Genomic DNA, 14,427 nt, shown 5'->3' with positions numbered 1-14,427 from the left:
TCCGTGACTATCCTTCTGGCCGGCTGCGGCGATCTGGGCACTGAAGCGGGCCTGCGCTTCGCCGCGGCCGGACACCGTGTGGTGGGCTGGCGCCGCACGCCCGAAAAACTGCCATCGGCGATTGAAGGCGTGGCGGCGGACCTGGGCTCCACGGATCTGCCTGCTGTCCCGGCGGACACCACCGCCGTCGTCGTGGCCGTTGCGGCGGATTCGCCGTCCGAAGCCGCCTACCGGGCCGCCTATGTGGACGGGCTGGCGCACGTCCTGGACGCCCTGGAGCGCGACGGCGTGACGCCGCGGCGCGTGCTTTTTGTGTCCTCCACCGCTGTCTACGGGGACGCCGGCGGCGGCTGGGTTGATGAGAGTACGACGGCGGAACCTGGCGGTTTCTCGGGGCGCATCCTCCTTGAGGCGGAGGAACTCCTGGTTTCGCGGTTGCGCGGCACTGGTACTTCGCCCGTTGTGCTGCGCCTTGGCGGGATCTACGGTCCGGGCAGGACCCGGTTGATTGATCAGGTCCGCAGCGGTGCTGCCGTGGTTCCCGACGAGCCGCGTTTCACCAACCGGATCCACCGGGACGATGCGGCCGCGGCAATCGTTATGTTGGCGACCATGGAAGCTATGCCTGCGCCGGTATATGTCGGAGTGGACAACTCTCCCGCTGAACTTGGTGATGTACTGCGGTTCCTGGCCGCCGAAATGGGCTATCCGGAACCGCCAGTAGGTCCGGCCGGCGAGGCACGCGGTGGCAACAAACGCTGCAGCAATGCCCTACTCCGCACGACCGGGCTCGAGTTCACCTACCCGACGTTCAAGGAAGGTTACCGGGCGGTTCTGGCACGCACCGGAGTCCGCCACCCTTAGCCTCCGGGCGCGAACGGGCGCCTAAGTCCCCTTCCCCACCGACGACGCGGCGCCAACGAACACCTTCCGCCCTTCCACTACCGAAGACCCCGCGCGAACGAACACTTGCGACCCTCACCGCTTGCTTTGTGGAGTTATGCACATAGGCGTTCCTCCTCGGCGTTTTTGTCAGACCCTCGCGGGATGATTTAGGTATGGATAGCAGAGCGGCTGTGGTGACGGCGGAGGCCCTTTCGGTGTCCTTCGCTGAGCTGGCTGTACGGCTCCGTGGCGGGTCCGATTCCCCCGGTCGCGGGGGCGCTGATCCGCTGCGGCCGGCGGCGGATGGATTCCTGGACGGGCTGGCCGAGATCTCACGACTGGACGCGAAAAGTGCCGCCCTGAAAGTCTGGCTGGCTGCCGGTTACAGCGCCGCTGCCGAGGCTCTCGCGGGCCCGGCTGAGTCCCCGCAGGACCACCGGGGCCAGGAGATGGCCGTGGTCGCCGAGGTCGCCTGCGCCATGACCGTCAGCGAACGCAGTGCCGGTGCCCTGCTCGCCGAAGCCCACATCCTGACCACGGCCCTGCCGCTGACGTTCTCGGCGCTGCAGGCCGGGACGATTTCGTGGCAGCACGCGAGGATCATGGTCGACGAAACCACCAACCTGGACCCCGCCGGGGCGCACGCGCTGGAAGCACATTTCCTGGACCCCGACGCGGTGAACGCGGCGAGGGGTGGTTTGGCCGGTGAACTCATCCCCGGGAGGTTCCGGCACAAAGCCCGGACCTGGCGGGAACGGCACCACCCGGTCAGCATCGAAAAACGCCACGCACGCGGTGTCCAGGATCGGCGGGTGGAGTACACCCCGGACCGCGACGGCATGGCCTGGCTCTCTGCCTACCTCCCCGCCGACACCGCAGCCGGGATCTGGAACCGCACCACCGCCGCAGCCCGCGCCCTCCAAGGACCGGACGAGGACAGGAACCTCACCCAGCTCCGCGCCGACACCGTCGCCAACTGGCTGCTGACCAACAACACCGCAGGCGGCGCAAAAGATGGTGTGGCCGGCGGAACCGTTGAAGTGCCCGGCGCGCCTGCTGGCGTGACCGGAGGCAGCGGCGCAACGGGCACGGTTGTGGGCGAGGGGGTTCCGTCGCCGCGGGCGCAAGTTCTCGTGACCGTGCCGGTGTTCGCGCTGATGGGTCTGACCGATGAACCGGCCATGCTTGACGGGTACGGGCCGATTCCGCCGTCCATGGCCCGGCAGCTCGTCGCCGGCGGCGCCGAATCGTTCCACCGCGTCCTGATCGACCCGCGTGATGGTGCTGCGTTGGAGATTGGGCGGAGCAGCTACCGGGTCACGAAAGCCCAACGCCAATGGCTCCGGCTGCGCGACGGGAAATGCCCGTTTCCGGGCTGCAGCAACCACTCCCTCGACAACGAAGCCGACCACCTCCTTGCCTGGGCCCACGGCGGCACCACCGGAATCAGCAACCTCGGCCAGCCCTGCCACAAACACCACAGACTCAGGCACACCACAGCTTGGAAACCCACTGCAGCCACCAAGAACAAACCACCCGGCTGGATCTCACCCACCGGACGGCAATACTCCAGCGAACACCCTGACTGGGAACCACCAACCTGGCCAGATGGCCTACAGGCAATAGCCGAACAAATAGCCAACATTGGGGCCACCAACATTGCCGAACATCCCGGCCCGGCGATCCCCACACAGAGTCCACCGTGAGCTGGACTGTGGCTTCCTACCGCTGGCATGTCTGGACTGAACGCGGCTATTTGCCGAGCCCAGCCCTACGGAGCGCCTCGGCCATCGCAGTGTTTGCAGGCGCCGGATTCGGCGCCTGCAAACGGCCTCCCGAAGTCTTCGGATCGGGCTTCGAAGACGATACGTTCTTGTTCCCCGGGCTCGGCGCCCCAGATCGGCGCTGCCCATTTGAGTCACGCCCACCCTGGTCGCGCCCGCTGGCGTCACGCGGCGGATTTGCCGGACGTCCCCCAGCTGCCCGACCGTTTTCAGGACGGCCTTTTTCCGAACGCGCGGCTTCCGGTCGCCCGGCCGCCGAACGAGTACCCTCCGAACGCTGACTTTCCGAACGCTGACTTTCCGAACGCGGGCCCGTCGCCCGCCCACCGGAAGGCGTCGGCTCGTCGTCGAGCCTTAGCGTGAGCGAAATCCGTTTCCGCTCCGGATCGGCCTCCAGCACCTTCACGCGGACAACCTGCCCGGACTTCACTACCTCGCGGGGATCTGAGACAAAGCGGTTGGCCAGCGCAGACACGTGAACCAGGCCGTCCTGGTGCACTCCTACGTCCACGAACGCACCGAACGCGGCCACATTGGTGACAGTCCCCTCCAGCACCATGCCTGGCTTGAGATCGGAGATCTTCTCGATGCCTTCCGAGAACGTCGCCGCTGCAAAGGCAGGCCGTGGATCCCGGCCCGGCTTGTCCAGCTCCGCCAAGATGTCCTGGACCGTGGGCAAACCAAAGGTACCGTCAACGAAAGCGCGGGGATCCAGGGATGAGGCCGGCGCGGAGCCCGCGGCCACCAGGATTTTCCGGGCAATCGGATACGCCTCGGGGTGCACGCTCGATGCGTCCAAAGGTTCTGCTCCGCCGGTGATCCTCAGGAAGCCAGCGCACTGTTCAAACGCCTTCGCACCCAGGCGGGGCACCTTCTTTAGTTCTATGCGCTTGGCAAATGGCCCGTGTTCGTTCCGGTACGCCACAATGTTCTCGCTCAGCAACGGCCCGACGCCGGCCACCCGGCTCAACAGCGCGGGCGACGCCGTGTTCACGTCAACGCCCACAGCGTTCACGCAGTCCTCGACCACCGCGTCCAGGCTGCGGTCCAGCTTCGCTGCGGTGACGTCGTGCTGGTACTGCCCCACGCCGATGGACTTGGGATCGATCTTCACGAGTTCTGCCAGCGGGTCCTGGAGCCGCCGCGCGATGGAGACGGCTCCGCGCAGGGAAACGTCCATGCCCGGTAGCTCCGCCGAGGCCAGCGCCGAGGCGGAGTACACGGACGCTCCGGCCTCGGAAACCACCAATTTCTGCGGTTTCGCCTCCGCGGCCGGCAGTAGCTTGATGAGTTCCGCGGCAAGCTTGTCCGTTTCCCGGGACGCTGTGCCGTTGCCGATGGCCACCAGCTCTACCTTGTGCTTCTGGGCAAGCCGCACCAGGGTTGCGAGCGCCTCGTCCCACTTCCGGGCCGGCGCGTGCGGGTAGACGGTGTCGGTGGCCACCACCTTGCCCGTCCCGTCGACGACGGCCACTTTCACGCCGGTCCGCAGGCCCGGGTCCAGCCCGAGCGTGGCACGGTTTCCGGCGGGTGCGGCCAGGAGTACGTCGCGCAGGTTCGCGGCGAACACCCGGACAGCTTCGTCTTCGGCGGCAGTGAACAAACGCCCACGGAGGTCTGCGGTCAGCCGGGCCAGCACCCGCGAGCGCCAGGCAAGCTGCGCGGTCTGGATCAGCCACGCGTCGGCAGGCCGGCCGCGGTCGGCGACCCCGAGGCATCTGGCCACGGCGGATTCGTAGCGGGAACGCGCGGCTGCCAGGGCGTCGTCGTCGTTCGGATCCGCCTCGGCGAGATCCAGCTCCAGGACGCCATCCTTCTCACCGCGGAGCAGCGCAAGCACGCGGTGCGAGGGCATCCCGGTGGGCGCCTGGGCGAACTCAAAGTAGTCGGCGAATTTCTGCCCGTCGGACTCCTTGCCCTTCTTGACCCGCGACACCATCCGCCCCTGCGTCCACAGCCGCTCGCGCAGGGTTGCGGCGAGGTCCGGATCCTGCGCAACCCGCTCGACCAGGATCGAACGGGCGCCGGCGAGCGCTGCGGCCGCGTCATCAATGGAGTGTTCGGCGTTTAGGTACCTGGCAGCCTCGCGTTCCGGATCCAGGTCGGGCCGCTTCAGCAGTGCATCGGCGAGCGGCTCCAAACCGGCTTCACGGGCAATCTGGGCCTTGGTGCGGCGCTTGGACTTGAACGGAAGATAGATGTCCTCCAACCGGGACTTGGTGTCCGCGGCAAGGATCGCTTCCTGCAGTTCAGGGGTCAGCTGCCCCTGCGCGGCAATCGCTTCGAGGACGACCCGACGGCGGTCGTCGAGTTCGCGGAGGTAGCGCAGGCGCTCGTCGAGCTCGCGCAGCTGCGTGTCATCCAGCGTGCCGGTGGCTTCCTTGCGGTACCGGGCGATGAACGGGACGGTGGACCCGCCGTCGAGCAGGTCCACTCCAGCCTTGACCTGCCAGGTCTTCACGCCAAGCTCGGCGGCGATCTGGACATGGATGGCGCTGTCCGGAGTTGAGGCAGACTTTGGGGTGGACGGGACGTGCGGCAGTTGGGTCACCTAAACATTTTGCCCTACGGGCCTGATGGTCTCCAGCGACGCCAGCCGGGCAGCCTGTCGGGGTATTCCGCTCCGGGCCACGAAGTGCTGTAGTTGATATGCCGTCACAGGCATTCACTTCGAGGAAGAGGCCACCATGCGGGAACTGCTCATCGTCTTTCAGGAAGGATTCGACGAGGCCAACATCACCGTTATGGTCAACGGCAAGGAGGTCCGCCGCGATATGGGGGTGTCCACCAACCCGCTGCTGGGGGAAGCCTACGAAGCGTCGGTGGAGCTGCCCGCGAAAGGGGCGCAGGTGGGTGTGGAAGTCACCAACCGGGGCCTGAAAGCCATTACCAAAGTCAGCGGAAAGCCCAAAAGCCTGCTCGTCTCCATTCAGGATGACAAGCTGGTGATGCGCGAAGGGACGGGCCGGGAGGCATACCTGTAGTTTTTCCTTTCAATAATCCATTCGCTGGAGTATTCTGGAGATACCGCTCAGCGCTTATGAATCTGGGCGGGCCAACGTTGAAAATGAGCCAAAACAGCCGTCGGATGGCTAATTGGCGCGGGCTGCCGGGACAGCACACCGAGCAGCCAACGACGGCGGCACCCAAGCCGGGTGCCGCCGTCGTCGTTAAGCTCTGGTCAAGGCGGGAATTGACCGCTAAGCCGAATACGCGGGGTAATCCGTGTAGCCCACGGAGCCCTCTCCGTAGAACGTGGACGCGTCCGGTTCGTTCAGCGGAAGGCTTTCCTTCCAGCGACGCGCGAGGTCCGGGTTGGCAATGGCGGGGCGCCCCACCACCACGGCGTCGGCGTGACCGTCGGCCACCAGCGCGGTTGCTTCCTCACGGGTGGTGATGGTGCCGAAGCCGGAGTTCACCAGGAATGTGCCGTTGAAGCGCACCCGGAGATCCTGGACGAGCTCACTGGTCGGCTCGTGGTGCAGGATGCTGGCATAGGCGAGGTTGAGCGGCGCAATACTGTCCACCAGCACCTCATACGTGGCGCGGACATCGGCCGCATCCGTTTCGACGATGCCCTGGACGCTGTGCTCAGGCGAGATGCGGATACCCACGCGGTTCGCACCCACAGCGGCCACCACGGCGTTGACCGTTTCAATTACAAAGCGGGCTCGCTTTTCCGGCGAACCGCCATAGCTGTCGTCGCGGACATTTGAGTTCGGGGCCAGGAATTCGTGGAGAAGGTACCCGTTGGCCGAGTGCAGCTCCACGCCGTCGAATCCCGCTTCAATGGCGTTGACCGAGCCGGTGACGATTTCCTGCATCACAACGGGCAACTCGTCGGTGGTCAGTGCGTGCGGGACGGGGTATGGCTGCTTGCCGGACGGCGTGCGGACCTCACCCTCGATGGCCACGGCACTCGGACCCACGATGGTGTGACCGCCGGTGATGTCCGCATGGGATACCCGTCCGCCGTGCATGATCTGGGCGAATATCCGGCCGCCTTCAGCGTGTACTGCGTCCGTGACCTTCTTCCAGGCAGCAATCTGTTCCGCGGTAACAAGACCGGGCTGGCCCGGGTAGGAGCGTCCTGCGGGGCTCGGGTATGTGCCTTCGCTGACGATGAGTCCCAGGGATGCGCGCTGCCGGTAGTGCTCCACGACCAGGGGACCCGGAACACCGTCCTCGCCTGAACGGAGGCGGGTCAGGGGCGCCATGACCAGGCGGTTGGGCAGTTCAAGCTCGCCAAGAGTTAAGGGGGAAAACAGCATGCGCAGTTCCTTTCGAGATGAGTTGGTACTGCTGTGCCCAACTGCGCGGCGCGTGCAAGTATTCCGATGGAGGCGCGGATCACTCTCGACTTGGGTGGCCTGGCTGGATTTCAGGCGTTGCCTGCCGTCATCGCGACGTCCGATGCTTTCTAGCGGGGCGGCACGACGCCGGGGCAACCTTGACCCTGCGGGTTCTCGTTGCAGTCGTCCGCGTAGTTCCGTGTGATGGAGCGCCAGACGCTAATGGTCCGCGGCGGTGCGCTGAACTGGCCTTGACCCGGTATGGGCAGCGGCGGTCCGCTGTTCACGGAGTACGTGCCCTGGAAGGACGTTGTGAGGACGACCTGAAAATCGCCCGTGTCCGCGTAGACGTGGCTCGTCCGTGTCTTTTCACCCCAGCGGTCCTGCGGCAGCGGCCCGCCCATGGAAGGCTGTGGGCCGAAGACGGCACCGTCGCCGTATTTCCAGGTGTATTGAACCGGCGTTGCTACGACATGCACCTTTTGCCCGAACATCGTCACGTCGAACTGTTGCTCTGACGCGTCGGCGTAGAAGTTGGTCTCAGCACCGCGGAGTGTATGCGGGCTGGGCTGAGCGACCGCTGTTCCGGCGCTGACGGGCAGGCTCTCAAACTGCCGTTGGATCTGGGCGGCTATTTGTTCCAGGACATCGACAGGTTTTTCGTCGTAGACGCAGGTCGGTCCCGCGAAAAAGGTATAAGTGTTTAGCGCTTTCAGGGATCTGTACCAGTTCACCACGCGGCCATTATCTCCAGCTGTGCACTCAACATCAGGTCCCGCACAGTTGGATCCGTCGAGGTTTGGGTCCGTTCTGCACACGTGTTTGGACCGATACTTGAACGGGTCTTCGGGTAAGCCCACCGGTACCGACGTCCACGCATTGGTCTGAGGATCTTGAAACCAACCGACGGCGGAAGCGCCATTGCCATCCCATCCAGTTCCAATGGCCGGTGACTCGGCGGAGTCTGACGTGGCCATTGGCCCGGGCAACAGCAACAGAAGCGTGCAAGCCATCGCCGCAAGCAGCCTCTGCGCTGTTGAAGCATGGCCAGCCACTATTTCACCAAATGTTCGACAGTGTGGGCTTTCCATCCACTTCCATCGAAATGGGCAATGACGATGTCACCAATAGCTGGCTTTCTCGGCAAACTTCCCTTGAGCGTGGCATCCGCAAGGTAATAGTCGATCGTATCTTGGTACACCTGGACGACGGCTTGATATTCTGCTGGGCTGGTCTCGACAAAGTCCGAGTGAACGCCCTCCACATGCATCGTCCCGCCTGCCATCCAGCGCCCATCCGCGTGCCACTCCGTGACCTCGGTTTTTACATTTGCGCAGGCACCGCAGTCCGGCCCCGAGGCCGCCTCCAGCGGCTTGGTATCGCCGGTCTCGTAGGCATAGCTCAAGGTCGAGTACCAATACAAGGCGAACGCCTCCAGCCCCTCTTTCGTCTCCGTCTTCGCGACCTCCGGCAGTACCGGCACCGGCACATTCTGAGCCCGGCCGCTAGCCGAAGCCGGCACATAAGCAGCGGTCGCCGTCGGGGTTGGGCTGGGGCTGGCCGTCGAGCTCGCCGTCGGAGACGCGGACGATGTACCACCACTATTGGGATCGCCACCCGAGTTGCATCCGGTCAAGAGCAAAGCAGACGCGGCAACAGCAGCAACAAAGTGCATGCGCGAACGCCTAGACGTGGAAGTAATGTGCGATGTCATGGGCAGCTAATCCCCCGATAGATTCAAGACGTTTCGCTCCGAACAATGACCTTAAGGGTAGCCCAGTACACATTTGAGCGATGAAAGTTATCCACAGCCACCCGCCTTCGGTTGTACCACCGCCAAGGACCAATAAAAAGTCACACGGGCAGTCGCCCTCGCTCCCAGAATTTCCCGCCGAATACCTAGAATTCTTCTACCGAACGTAGAAGAATAGGCTGCATGATGTTTACCCACGCAGACGGCAATCCCATTCTGGAGCTCGACGACGAGCAGTCCTGGCAACTCCTGGAAGCAACACAGCACGGCCGGCTGGTGGTCTCCGTTGCCGGCGAACCGGATATTTTTCCCGTCAACTACCTGACCTCGGACCGGAAAATCTACCTCCGCACCGCTCCGGGCAACAAGCTGGCACAGCTCACCATCAACTCCAGGGTGCTGCTTGAAACGGACGGGATCCTCTCGGACGAGGCCTGGTCAGTAGTCCTCCGCGGTACGGCGCGCGTCCTGTCCAACTCAACAGAACTCGCCGCCGTCGAAGAGCTGGGCCTGAAATCCTGGGTGCCGACACTGAAGGATTTCTACGTGGAGATCGTGCCCACGTCCGTCAGCGGCCGCCATTTCGAGCTGGGCGACCAGCCGGAGCGCGAAATCTAGGAGCTCCTGGACTGGAACCATGGCGGACAGGCTCACTCCCGAGCAGCGCAGCTGGAACATGTCCCGCATCCGGGGCAAGAACACCAAGCCGGAGCTGCTGGTGCGCCGCCTCCTCCATGCCAAGGGTTACCGCTACCGCTTGCACGGCAGTGCTGGCCAAAGCCGACTGCCCGGCCGCCCGGACCTTGTATTCGCGGGCCGGCGAAAGGTCATCTTCATCAACGGCTGCTTCTGGCACTTCCACGACTGCCGGGTAGGCCGGCACGCGCCCAAAGCGAACGCCGCCTTCTGGGAGGCCAAGCGCACCCGCACGAAAAACCGCGACGCCGACCAGCGCCAGCAGTTGATGGCCGCCGGCTGGGAGGTGCTCACCGTATGGGAGTGCGAGCTGAAGGACGGCTCCGCCCTAGAAGCCCACCTCGTGGATTTCCTCGGCGCGCGGCAAACCGGCGCCCGGCAAGCTGACGCCCTGCAAGCAGGCATACGACAAGCAGGCATGCGACAAGCAGGCACACGACAAGCAGGCACCCTGCAAAAAAGGGCCCGGCATACCCACAGCACGCAAACTCACGGCAGGTAGCCAACCCCAGCCGGAAGTTGAGTCAATCTTGAGCCTTTGCCGCCTCCCGAATTGATCGGCGCCAGCAAAGATGAACTCCTATGAAAAACCCGCAGTCTCCTCAGGAATCCCGCAGTCCTTGTCCCGAACGGCTGTATCTCCAGGGAACAGATTTACTCTGAAAGTGGACACAAACCCAAGTCACAGCCCCCTACCCGGACGGCAGACGAGAGCGGAAGGGACGGAAATGGCTCCATCTGACGACGCAGGGCGCCCACTGGTCGATCCCTCCGTTCTTGACCGGCTACGCGTCGAACTCGACGAAGACGAGGGCTATTGCAGCGTCTTTGTGGGAAACTTCATCGACTGCCTGCCTTTGCGGATCGGCAAACTGCGGCTCGCCCTGACCACCGGAGACCTGGACGGGGCGGTAGATGCGATCCTGAGCCTCAAGACATCGAGCCAGATGGTGGGCGCCGAACGGCTGGCGGGGCTGGCCATGGACCTCGAACGTTCCATCCGCGAAGAGTCACCCCGCGCGGAACCATCCGTTGCACTGCCGCAACTGGCCGTCAACTACCTCCGGCCGATCAACCAGTGCTGCCGCCAGACCCTGCACCGTCTGCAGGCTCAGCGTTCCTCAGGCGCCAACCGGTAACCCACGCCGCGGACCGTCTGCAGCCAGCGCGGTTGCTGCGGTGAATCACCGAGCTTCTTCCGGAGGTTGCCCATGTGGACCTCCACCGAACGCTCATCCGCTTCGCTGATGTAACTTCCGACGTCGTAATCCTCGTCCCGGAGCCGACGCACCAAATCCGATTTGGTCCGGACAGTCCGGCCTGCCTCCAGCAGTGCAAAGAGGAGTTCGAACTCCGTCCGCGTCAGGTTGAGCTCCTGGCCGTCCACAGCGACAGACCGTGAGGCGTAACTCAGATCCAATCCATTGTGGCTGTAATGACCGTTTCCGCTGCCGGTGCCGACGTCGGCAGGGCGATCAGACACGGGAGCAGCGTTCTCCCCCGCGTCCGGAAGCGCCCGGGGGCGGCGCATCATCGCCGCGATCCGCGCGCGGAGTTCGCGTGGGCGAAAGGGCTTGGTGAGGTAGTCGTCAGCCCCGGACTCGAGGCCGATCAAAGTATCCAGTTCTTCAGCCCGGGCCGTGAGCATCACGATGTAGGCATCCGAAAACTCGCGGATCTGGCGGGAGACCTCGAATCCGTCGATATCCGGCAGTCCCAAATCAAGCGTTATCACGTCTGGATTCAAGATTCTGGCAGCCTTGACCCCTTCGGAGCCGCTGCCCGCCACGGTGACGTCAAAACCCGCTTGCGTCAGGACCGCGCGTACCAATTCCCGGATATCCTGGTCATCTTCGATGACCAGGCCAACTCGTGCTTCACTCATACCAGTCCCCTCAACCAGCTTGACAACGTGAGAAGTATAGCCTGCTGCCGATATCCTGCTGGTATGTATTCCCCCATCCTCCCACTTCAGGCCGACGTTCATGAGTAAACCCGAAAAGTGGGCCACCGGTCGCCTCAGGTTTTTCCGGCGACCCTTCCACGAGTACCGGCTGACGGACAGGGTGGGCCTCAGCCAGACGCCGCTCTTCGTCACCACCCTCCTGACGGCATTCCTTACGTGGGCGTTCTTCCCGGGGACCATGGACAACCCGCTCTTCGTGGCCTTCCTGATTTCCCAGCTGGCGCTCATGGCGCTCTGCTATCTGGTGCCGTGGGACCGCCTGCCCTACACCAGCTTTCTGGCAATTCCGCTTCTGGACTTCGTCTCCATCGCGGTGGGCAGGGAAGGCGGACAGGCGAGCCTGACCGGAATCAGCCTGTTGGCAGTCTTTCCCGTCATCTGGATGTGCGCCTCAGGCTACTACCCGCGCGCCTCCTTGTGGCTGTCTTTTTTCGCACCCCTGGCCATCATCTGGGTTCCGCTGCTGATCCACGGCGACGTGTCCGGTCCCAGCCTGGCCAAGTCCCTCCTCCTCCCCGTCATGATGCTGGGAATCGGCGTATCCGTCAGTGTGCTGACCCTGAGCATGATGCGGCAGCAGCGCACCCTGGAGGAGAAGGACGCGCAGCTCCAAGCCAGCCTGCTCAGCACCAGGCGCCAGGAAGCGCTGCTCAACTCCGTTCTGGAAACCGTGCACCTGGGCGTTCTCGCCGTCGACGCAGACGGCCACGACATTCTGATGAACCGGAAACAACGCGCCAACCACGAGCTGGCACGCCCGAAGGACATCGACGATCCGAACGAATCCCAGCTGCTGGTCGCCGGCGCAGACCGCACCACCCCCGTCCCGGTGGCGGACCGACCCGTGCGGAGGGCTGTCCTGGGCGAAAACTTCACCGACTACCTGGTCTGGCTGGGCGCAGGCAAGGAACAGCGGGCTTTCACCACCAGCGCCCGGGCCATGAAGGACCCCGACGGGACCTTCGCCGGCTCGGTGATCGTGTTCAGCGATGTGACCGACCTGGTGGACGCCCTGGCCGCCAAAGATGATTTCGTCGCCAGTGTCTCCCACGAGTTCAGGACTCCCCTGACGTCCATCCTGGGCTACGTGGAACTTCTCCTGGAGGATGACCCCGGCAACGACCAACTGGAGCCGCTGAACATCATCAAGCGCAATTCAGAACGGCTTCTCACCTTGGTGTCCGATCTCCTGGCCACCAGGAACGGGCAACTGATCGTGACCCCGCACGCTGTCGACGTCGCGGAACTGGTGCGCGCCAGCGTGTCCGCCGCGATGCCCCGGGCTGATGCCTCCCGTGTGGCGTTGACAGCCGAAACACCAGCCAAGCTGGAGGCCCATGTGGACGGCCCGCGTATCTCCCAGGTGCTGGACAATTTGGTCTCCAATGCGATCAAATACTCGCCCGACGGCGGCAACGTGGTGGTGTCCTTGGAGCACGACGGCGGCAACCTCGCGTGCCGGGTCAGCGATACCGGCATGGGCATGAGCCCCAACGACCAGGCCCAGGTGTTTGCCAAGTTCTTCCGGACGAGCAACGTCCGCCGGACAGCCATTCCCGGCGTTGGCCTGGGCCTGCCCATCAGCAAGGCCATCGTGGAGGCCCACGGCGGAACCATCCAGGTGGAAAGCAAACTGGGCCAGGGCACCACGTTCACGTTCCGGATGCCGGTCTAGGTTCCCGAGCGGGCGGGTGGGCCCACGCCCGCCGGGTTCCCTGGCCGAGCTTGCGAGGTTAGGGGGCGGGTGGGGACCACTTCACCCCAGGACTGCCGAGCCAGGTCCGCCACCGCTGCCAGGATGTCCGACGGCGGCATCGACAGATCCAGCGGAAACTCCACAATGTCGATGTCAGTGTTGAGGATCCGCCGCAGCTTCATCTCGCCCGCCCCCGCATAGACCAGCCACGCGGTGGGCACACCCAGGGCGGTGCAGTGGGCGAGCATCTGGTAGTGGTCGGCGGTCAGGGAGGCACCGAGGTCGGCGGCGGCCTTGTACTTTGCGTTGTAGACCACCACGGGACGTCCGCCCAGCAGGTGCACGGCGTCCGGGCGAACGGAGAGCCGGTCGGCATCGTGGACGGCTTCGCTGAGGAGCGCGTTGTACTGCAGCCGCATCTCCCCCGGATACGCCGCCATGGCCTCCCGGAGCGCCATGCCCACAAAATCCTCGAACACCTGGGCCATGTCCACCACAAACGACGCCGTCTGCTGCTTCCCCTCGCCGGCCTCGGCGGAGGCATTCTTCAGGATCAGCTCAGAGAGGCGCAGCACGGGCTGGTAGCGGACGTTCATCCGGCTCGGCGTCCACGGCGGTAGGGGCGCACCGGCGGGAAGGCGGGTGACGGCGTCGAGCTTTCCCTTCAGCTGCCGCAGGCGGCTCAGCACTTCCGGGCGGACCCCCGGCACCTTTCCCATGCGCTCCAGCGCGGCGCGCAGGATCCGGTTTTCGGCGATGTCCTCGGTGAACTCGTCGTAGGACACTTCCAACGGCACCAGCATGCCGGGGCGCCGGGAAATCTGGTCGGAAATCCGGATGCGGCCCTTGACCGTGCGGAGGGACTCATCAACGGTCAGGTAGCCCTGCAACACGCCTCGTCCCAGGGCACGCTCTGCCATTTGCGCCAGGGATTCGGCCAGCGCGCTCCAGAGTTCGCGGTCCTCGGTTGCGGCCACGGAATCAGCCCGGAAGCCCTGGTTGCCGGCGTAGCTGAGGAGGAAGAGCAGCCGGCTCAGGCCCAGCCGGTCTTTGGGGCGCACATCCAGCTGCAGGGTGCCCGTGCGGACCGACCCCACCTTGCCCGCGGGCTCGATCCGGTACAAACCCATGCCCATCGGGGAGGCCTTGGCCAGCCCGCTGGAGTTCACGAAAGCCGCGCTGGCCGCATCAAGGCGTTCCACGGTGCCTTTGGACAGCTCGTCAAGGACCAGGTGGCGCGCTGTAGGGCCGCGGCCGCGCTGCAGCGCACCACCCTGTGCCGCGTCACTCAATGCCGCACCACCGCGCGCGGGGCCGCCTGAGGCGGCACCAGCTGACGCGGCGCCACCCAAAGC

At 64.6% G+C, this 14,427-nt stretch carries 12 protein-coding genes and 1 pseudogene; 7 read left to right on the top strand and 6 right to left on the bottom strand.

What is annotated here, in order from left to right:
• The first annotated feature begins 3 nt into the window (after positions 1 to 3).
• Together ACZY0Q_RS10580 and ACZY0Q_RS10575 are read left to right on the top strand one after the other, a co-directional pair.
• Positions 4 to 864 carry an SDR family oxidoreductase gene (locus ACZY0Q_RS10580; RefSeq protein WP_463916542.1) on the top strand — a complete coding sequence of 287 codons (861 nt, stop codon included), beginning with the start codon at positions 4 to 6 and terminating at the stop codon, positions 862 to 864.
• Positions 865 to 1,058: 194 nt separating this feature from the next.
• Positions 1,059 to 2,591: an HNH endonuclease signature motif containing protein gene (locus ACZY0Q_RS10575; RefSeq protein WP_463916539.1), complete on the top strand. Its 1,533-nt coding sequence runs from the start codon at positions 1,059 to 1,061 to the stop codon at positions 2,589 to 2,591.
• A 46-nt stretch (positions 2,592 to 2,637) separates the two neighbouring features.
• Here ACZY0Q_RS10575 and ACZY0Q_RS10570 read toward each other — a convergent pair whose 3' ends face one another.
• Positions 2,638 to 5,220: a Tex family protein gene (locus ACZY0Q_RS10570; protein ID WP_463916538.1), complete on the bottom strand. Its 2,583-nt coding sequence runs from the start codon at positions 5,218 to 5,220 to the stop codon at positions 2,638 to 2,640.
• A 136-nt stretch (positions 5,221 to 5,356) separates the two neighbouring features.
• On the opposite strand from ACZY0Q_RS10570, the gene ACZY0Q_RS10565 reads away from it, so the two are divergent.
• Positions 5,357 to 5,653, top strand: coding sequence for a hypothetical protein (locus ACZY0Q_RS10565; RefSeq protein WP_104062760.1), 297 nt, complete (start codon positions 5,357 to 5,359; stop codon positions 5,651 to 5,653).
• Positions 5,654 to 5,869: 216 nt separating this feature from the next.
• Here ACZY0Q_RS10565 and ACZY0Q_RS10560 read toward each other — a convergent pair whose 3' ends face one another.
• The 3 genes from ACZY0Q_RS10560 to ACZY0Q_RS10550 form a co-directional block, all read right to left on the bottom strand.
• The gene (locus ACZY0Q_RS10560) at positions 5,870 to 6,940 is read right to left on the bottom strand and encodes an alkene reductase (RefSeq protein ID WP_463916535.1); all 1,071 of its coding nucleotides are present in this window, start codon (positions 6,938 to 6,940) and stop codon (positions 5,870 to 5,872) included.
• A 149-nt stretch (positions 6,941 to 7,089) separates the two neighbouring features.
• The gene (locus ACZY0Q_RS10555) at positions 7,090 to 7,698 is read right to left on the bottom strand and encodes a hypothetical protein (RefSeq protein ID WP_463916532.1); all 609 of its coding nucleotides are present in this window, start codon (positions 7,696 to 7,698) and stop codon (positions 7,090 to 7,092) included.
• 317 nt (positions 7,699 to 8,015) lie between these two features.
• Positions 8,016 to 8,636 carry a DUF6318 family protein gene (locus ACZY0Q_RS10550; RefSeq protein WP_463916530.1) on the bottom strand — a complete coding sequence of 207 codons (621 nt, stop codon included), beginning with the start codon at positions 8,634 to 8,636 and terminating at the stop codon, positions 8,016 to 8,018.
• 261 nt (positions 8,637 to 8,897) lie between these two features.
• Between ACZY0Q_RS10550 and ACZY0Q_RS10545 the strand changes: the two genes are divergently transcribed.
• The 3 genes and pseudogenes from ACZY0Q_RS10545 (at position 8,898) to ACZY0Q_RS10535 (ending at position 10,549) form a co-directional block, all read left to right on the top strand.
• Positions 8,898 to 9,332 carry a pyridoxamine 5'-phosphate oxidase family protein gene (locus ACZY0Q_RS10545; protein ID WP_463916529.1) on the top strand — a complete coding sequence of 145 codons (435 nt, stop codon included), beginning with the start codon at positions 8,898 to 8,900 and terminating at the stop codon, positions 9,330 to 9,332.
• A gap of 19 nt (positions 9,333 to 9,351) precedes the next feature.
• Positions 9,352 to 9,771 (top strand): annotated as a pseudogene (locus tag ACZY0Q_RS10540) (very short patch repair endonuclease); the annotation flags it as partial.
• Positions 9,772 to 10,138: 367 nt separating this feature from the next.
• Entirely contained in the window at positions 10,139 to 10,549 is a 411-nt protein-coding gene (locus ACZY0Q_RS10535) for an Hpt domain-containing protein (RefSeq protein ID WP_463916527.1), read from the top strand.
• Here ACZY0Q_RS10535 and ACZY0Q_RS10530 read toward each other — a convergent pair.
• Positions 10,522 to 11,295 carry a response regulator transcription factor gene (locus ACZY0Q_RS10530; RefSeq protein ID WP_463916526.1) on the bottom strand — a complete coding sequence of 258 codons (774 nt, stop codon included), beginning with the start codon at positions 11,293 to 11,295 and terminating at the stop codon, positions 10,522 to 10,524. The two genes, ACZY0Q_RS10535 and ACZY0Q_RS10530, sit on opposite strands and share 28 nt — an antisense overlap.
• A gap of 100 nt (positions 11,296 to 11,395) precedes the next feature.
• Between ACZY0Q_RS10530 and ACZY0Q_RS10525 the strand changes: the two genes are divergently transcribed.
• Complete coding sequence (locus ACZY0Q_RS10525; protein ID WP_463916525.1) at positions 11,396 to 13,051, top strand: sensor histidine kinase; 1,656 nt, start codon at positions 11,396 to 11,398, stop codon at positions 13,049 to 13,051.
• Here the strand turns inward: ACZY0Q_RS10525 and ACZY0Q_RS10520 are convergent.
• Entirely contained in the window at positions 13,048 to 14,337 is a 1,290-nt protein-coding gene (locus ACZY0Q_RS10520) for a 5-methylcytosine restriction system specificity protein McrC (RefSeq protein ID WP_463917553.1), read from the bottom strand. The two genes, ACZY0Q_RS10525 and ACZY0Q_RS10520, sit on opposite strands and share 4 nt — an antisense overlap.
• Between the last annotated feature and the right edge of the window lie 90 nt (positions 14,338 to 14,427).

Source organism: Pseudarthrobacter lactosi, assembly GCF_055412785.1.
Note: the sequence above shows the minus strand (reverse complement) of the source record. Positions and strands in the feature narration are given on the sequence as shown.

Coding starts and splice junctions, on each gene's coding strand:
- ACZY0Q_RS10560 (WP_463916535.1), bottom strand. CDS start 6,940: ATGCTGTTTTCCCCCTTAACTCTTGGCGAGCTTGAACTGCCCAACCGC.
- ACZY0Q_RS10565 (WP_104062760.1), top strand. CDS start 5,357: ATGCGGGAACTGCTCATCGTCTTTCAGGAAGGATTCGACGAGGCCAAC.
- ACZY0Q_RS10535 (WP_463916527.1), top strand. CDS start 10,139: ATGGCTCCATCTGACGACGCAGGGCGCCCACTGGTCGATCCCTCCGTT.
- ACZY0Q_RS10545 (WP_463916529.1), top strand. CDS start 8,898: ATGATGTTTACCCACGCAGACGGCAATCCCATTCTGGAGCTCGACGAC.
- ACZY0Q_RS10525 (WP_463916525.1), top strand. CDS start 11,396: ATGAGTAAACCCGAAAAGTGGGCCACCGGTCGCCTCAGGTTTTTCCGG.
- ACZY0Q_RS10550 (WP_463916530.1), bottom strand. CDS start 8,636: ATGCACTTTGTTGCTGCTGTTGCCGCGTCTGCTTTGCTCTTGACCGGA.
- ACZY0Q_RS10575 (WP_463916539.1), top strand. CDS start 1,059: ATGGATAGCAGAGCGGCTGTGGTGACGGCGGAGGCCCTTTCGGTGTCC.
- ACZY0Q_RS10530 (WP_463916526.1), bottom strand. CDS start 11,295: ATGAGTGAAGCACGAGTTGGCCTGGTCATCGAAGATGACCAGGATATC.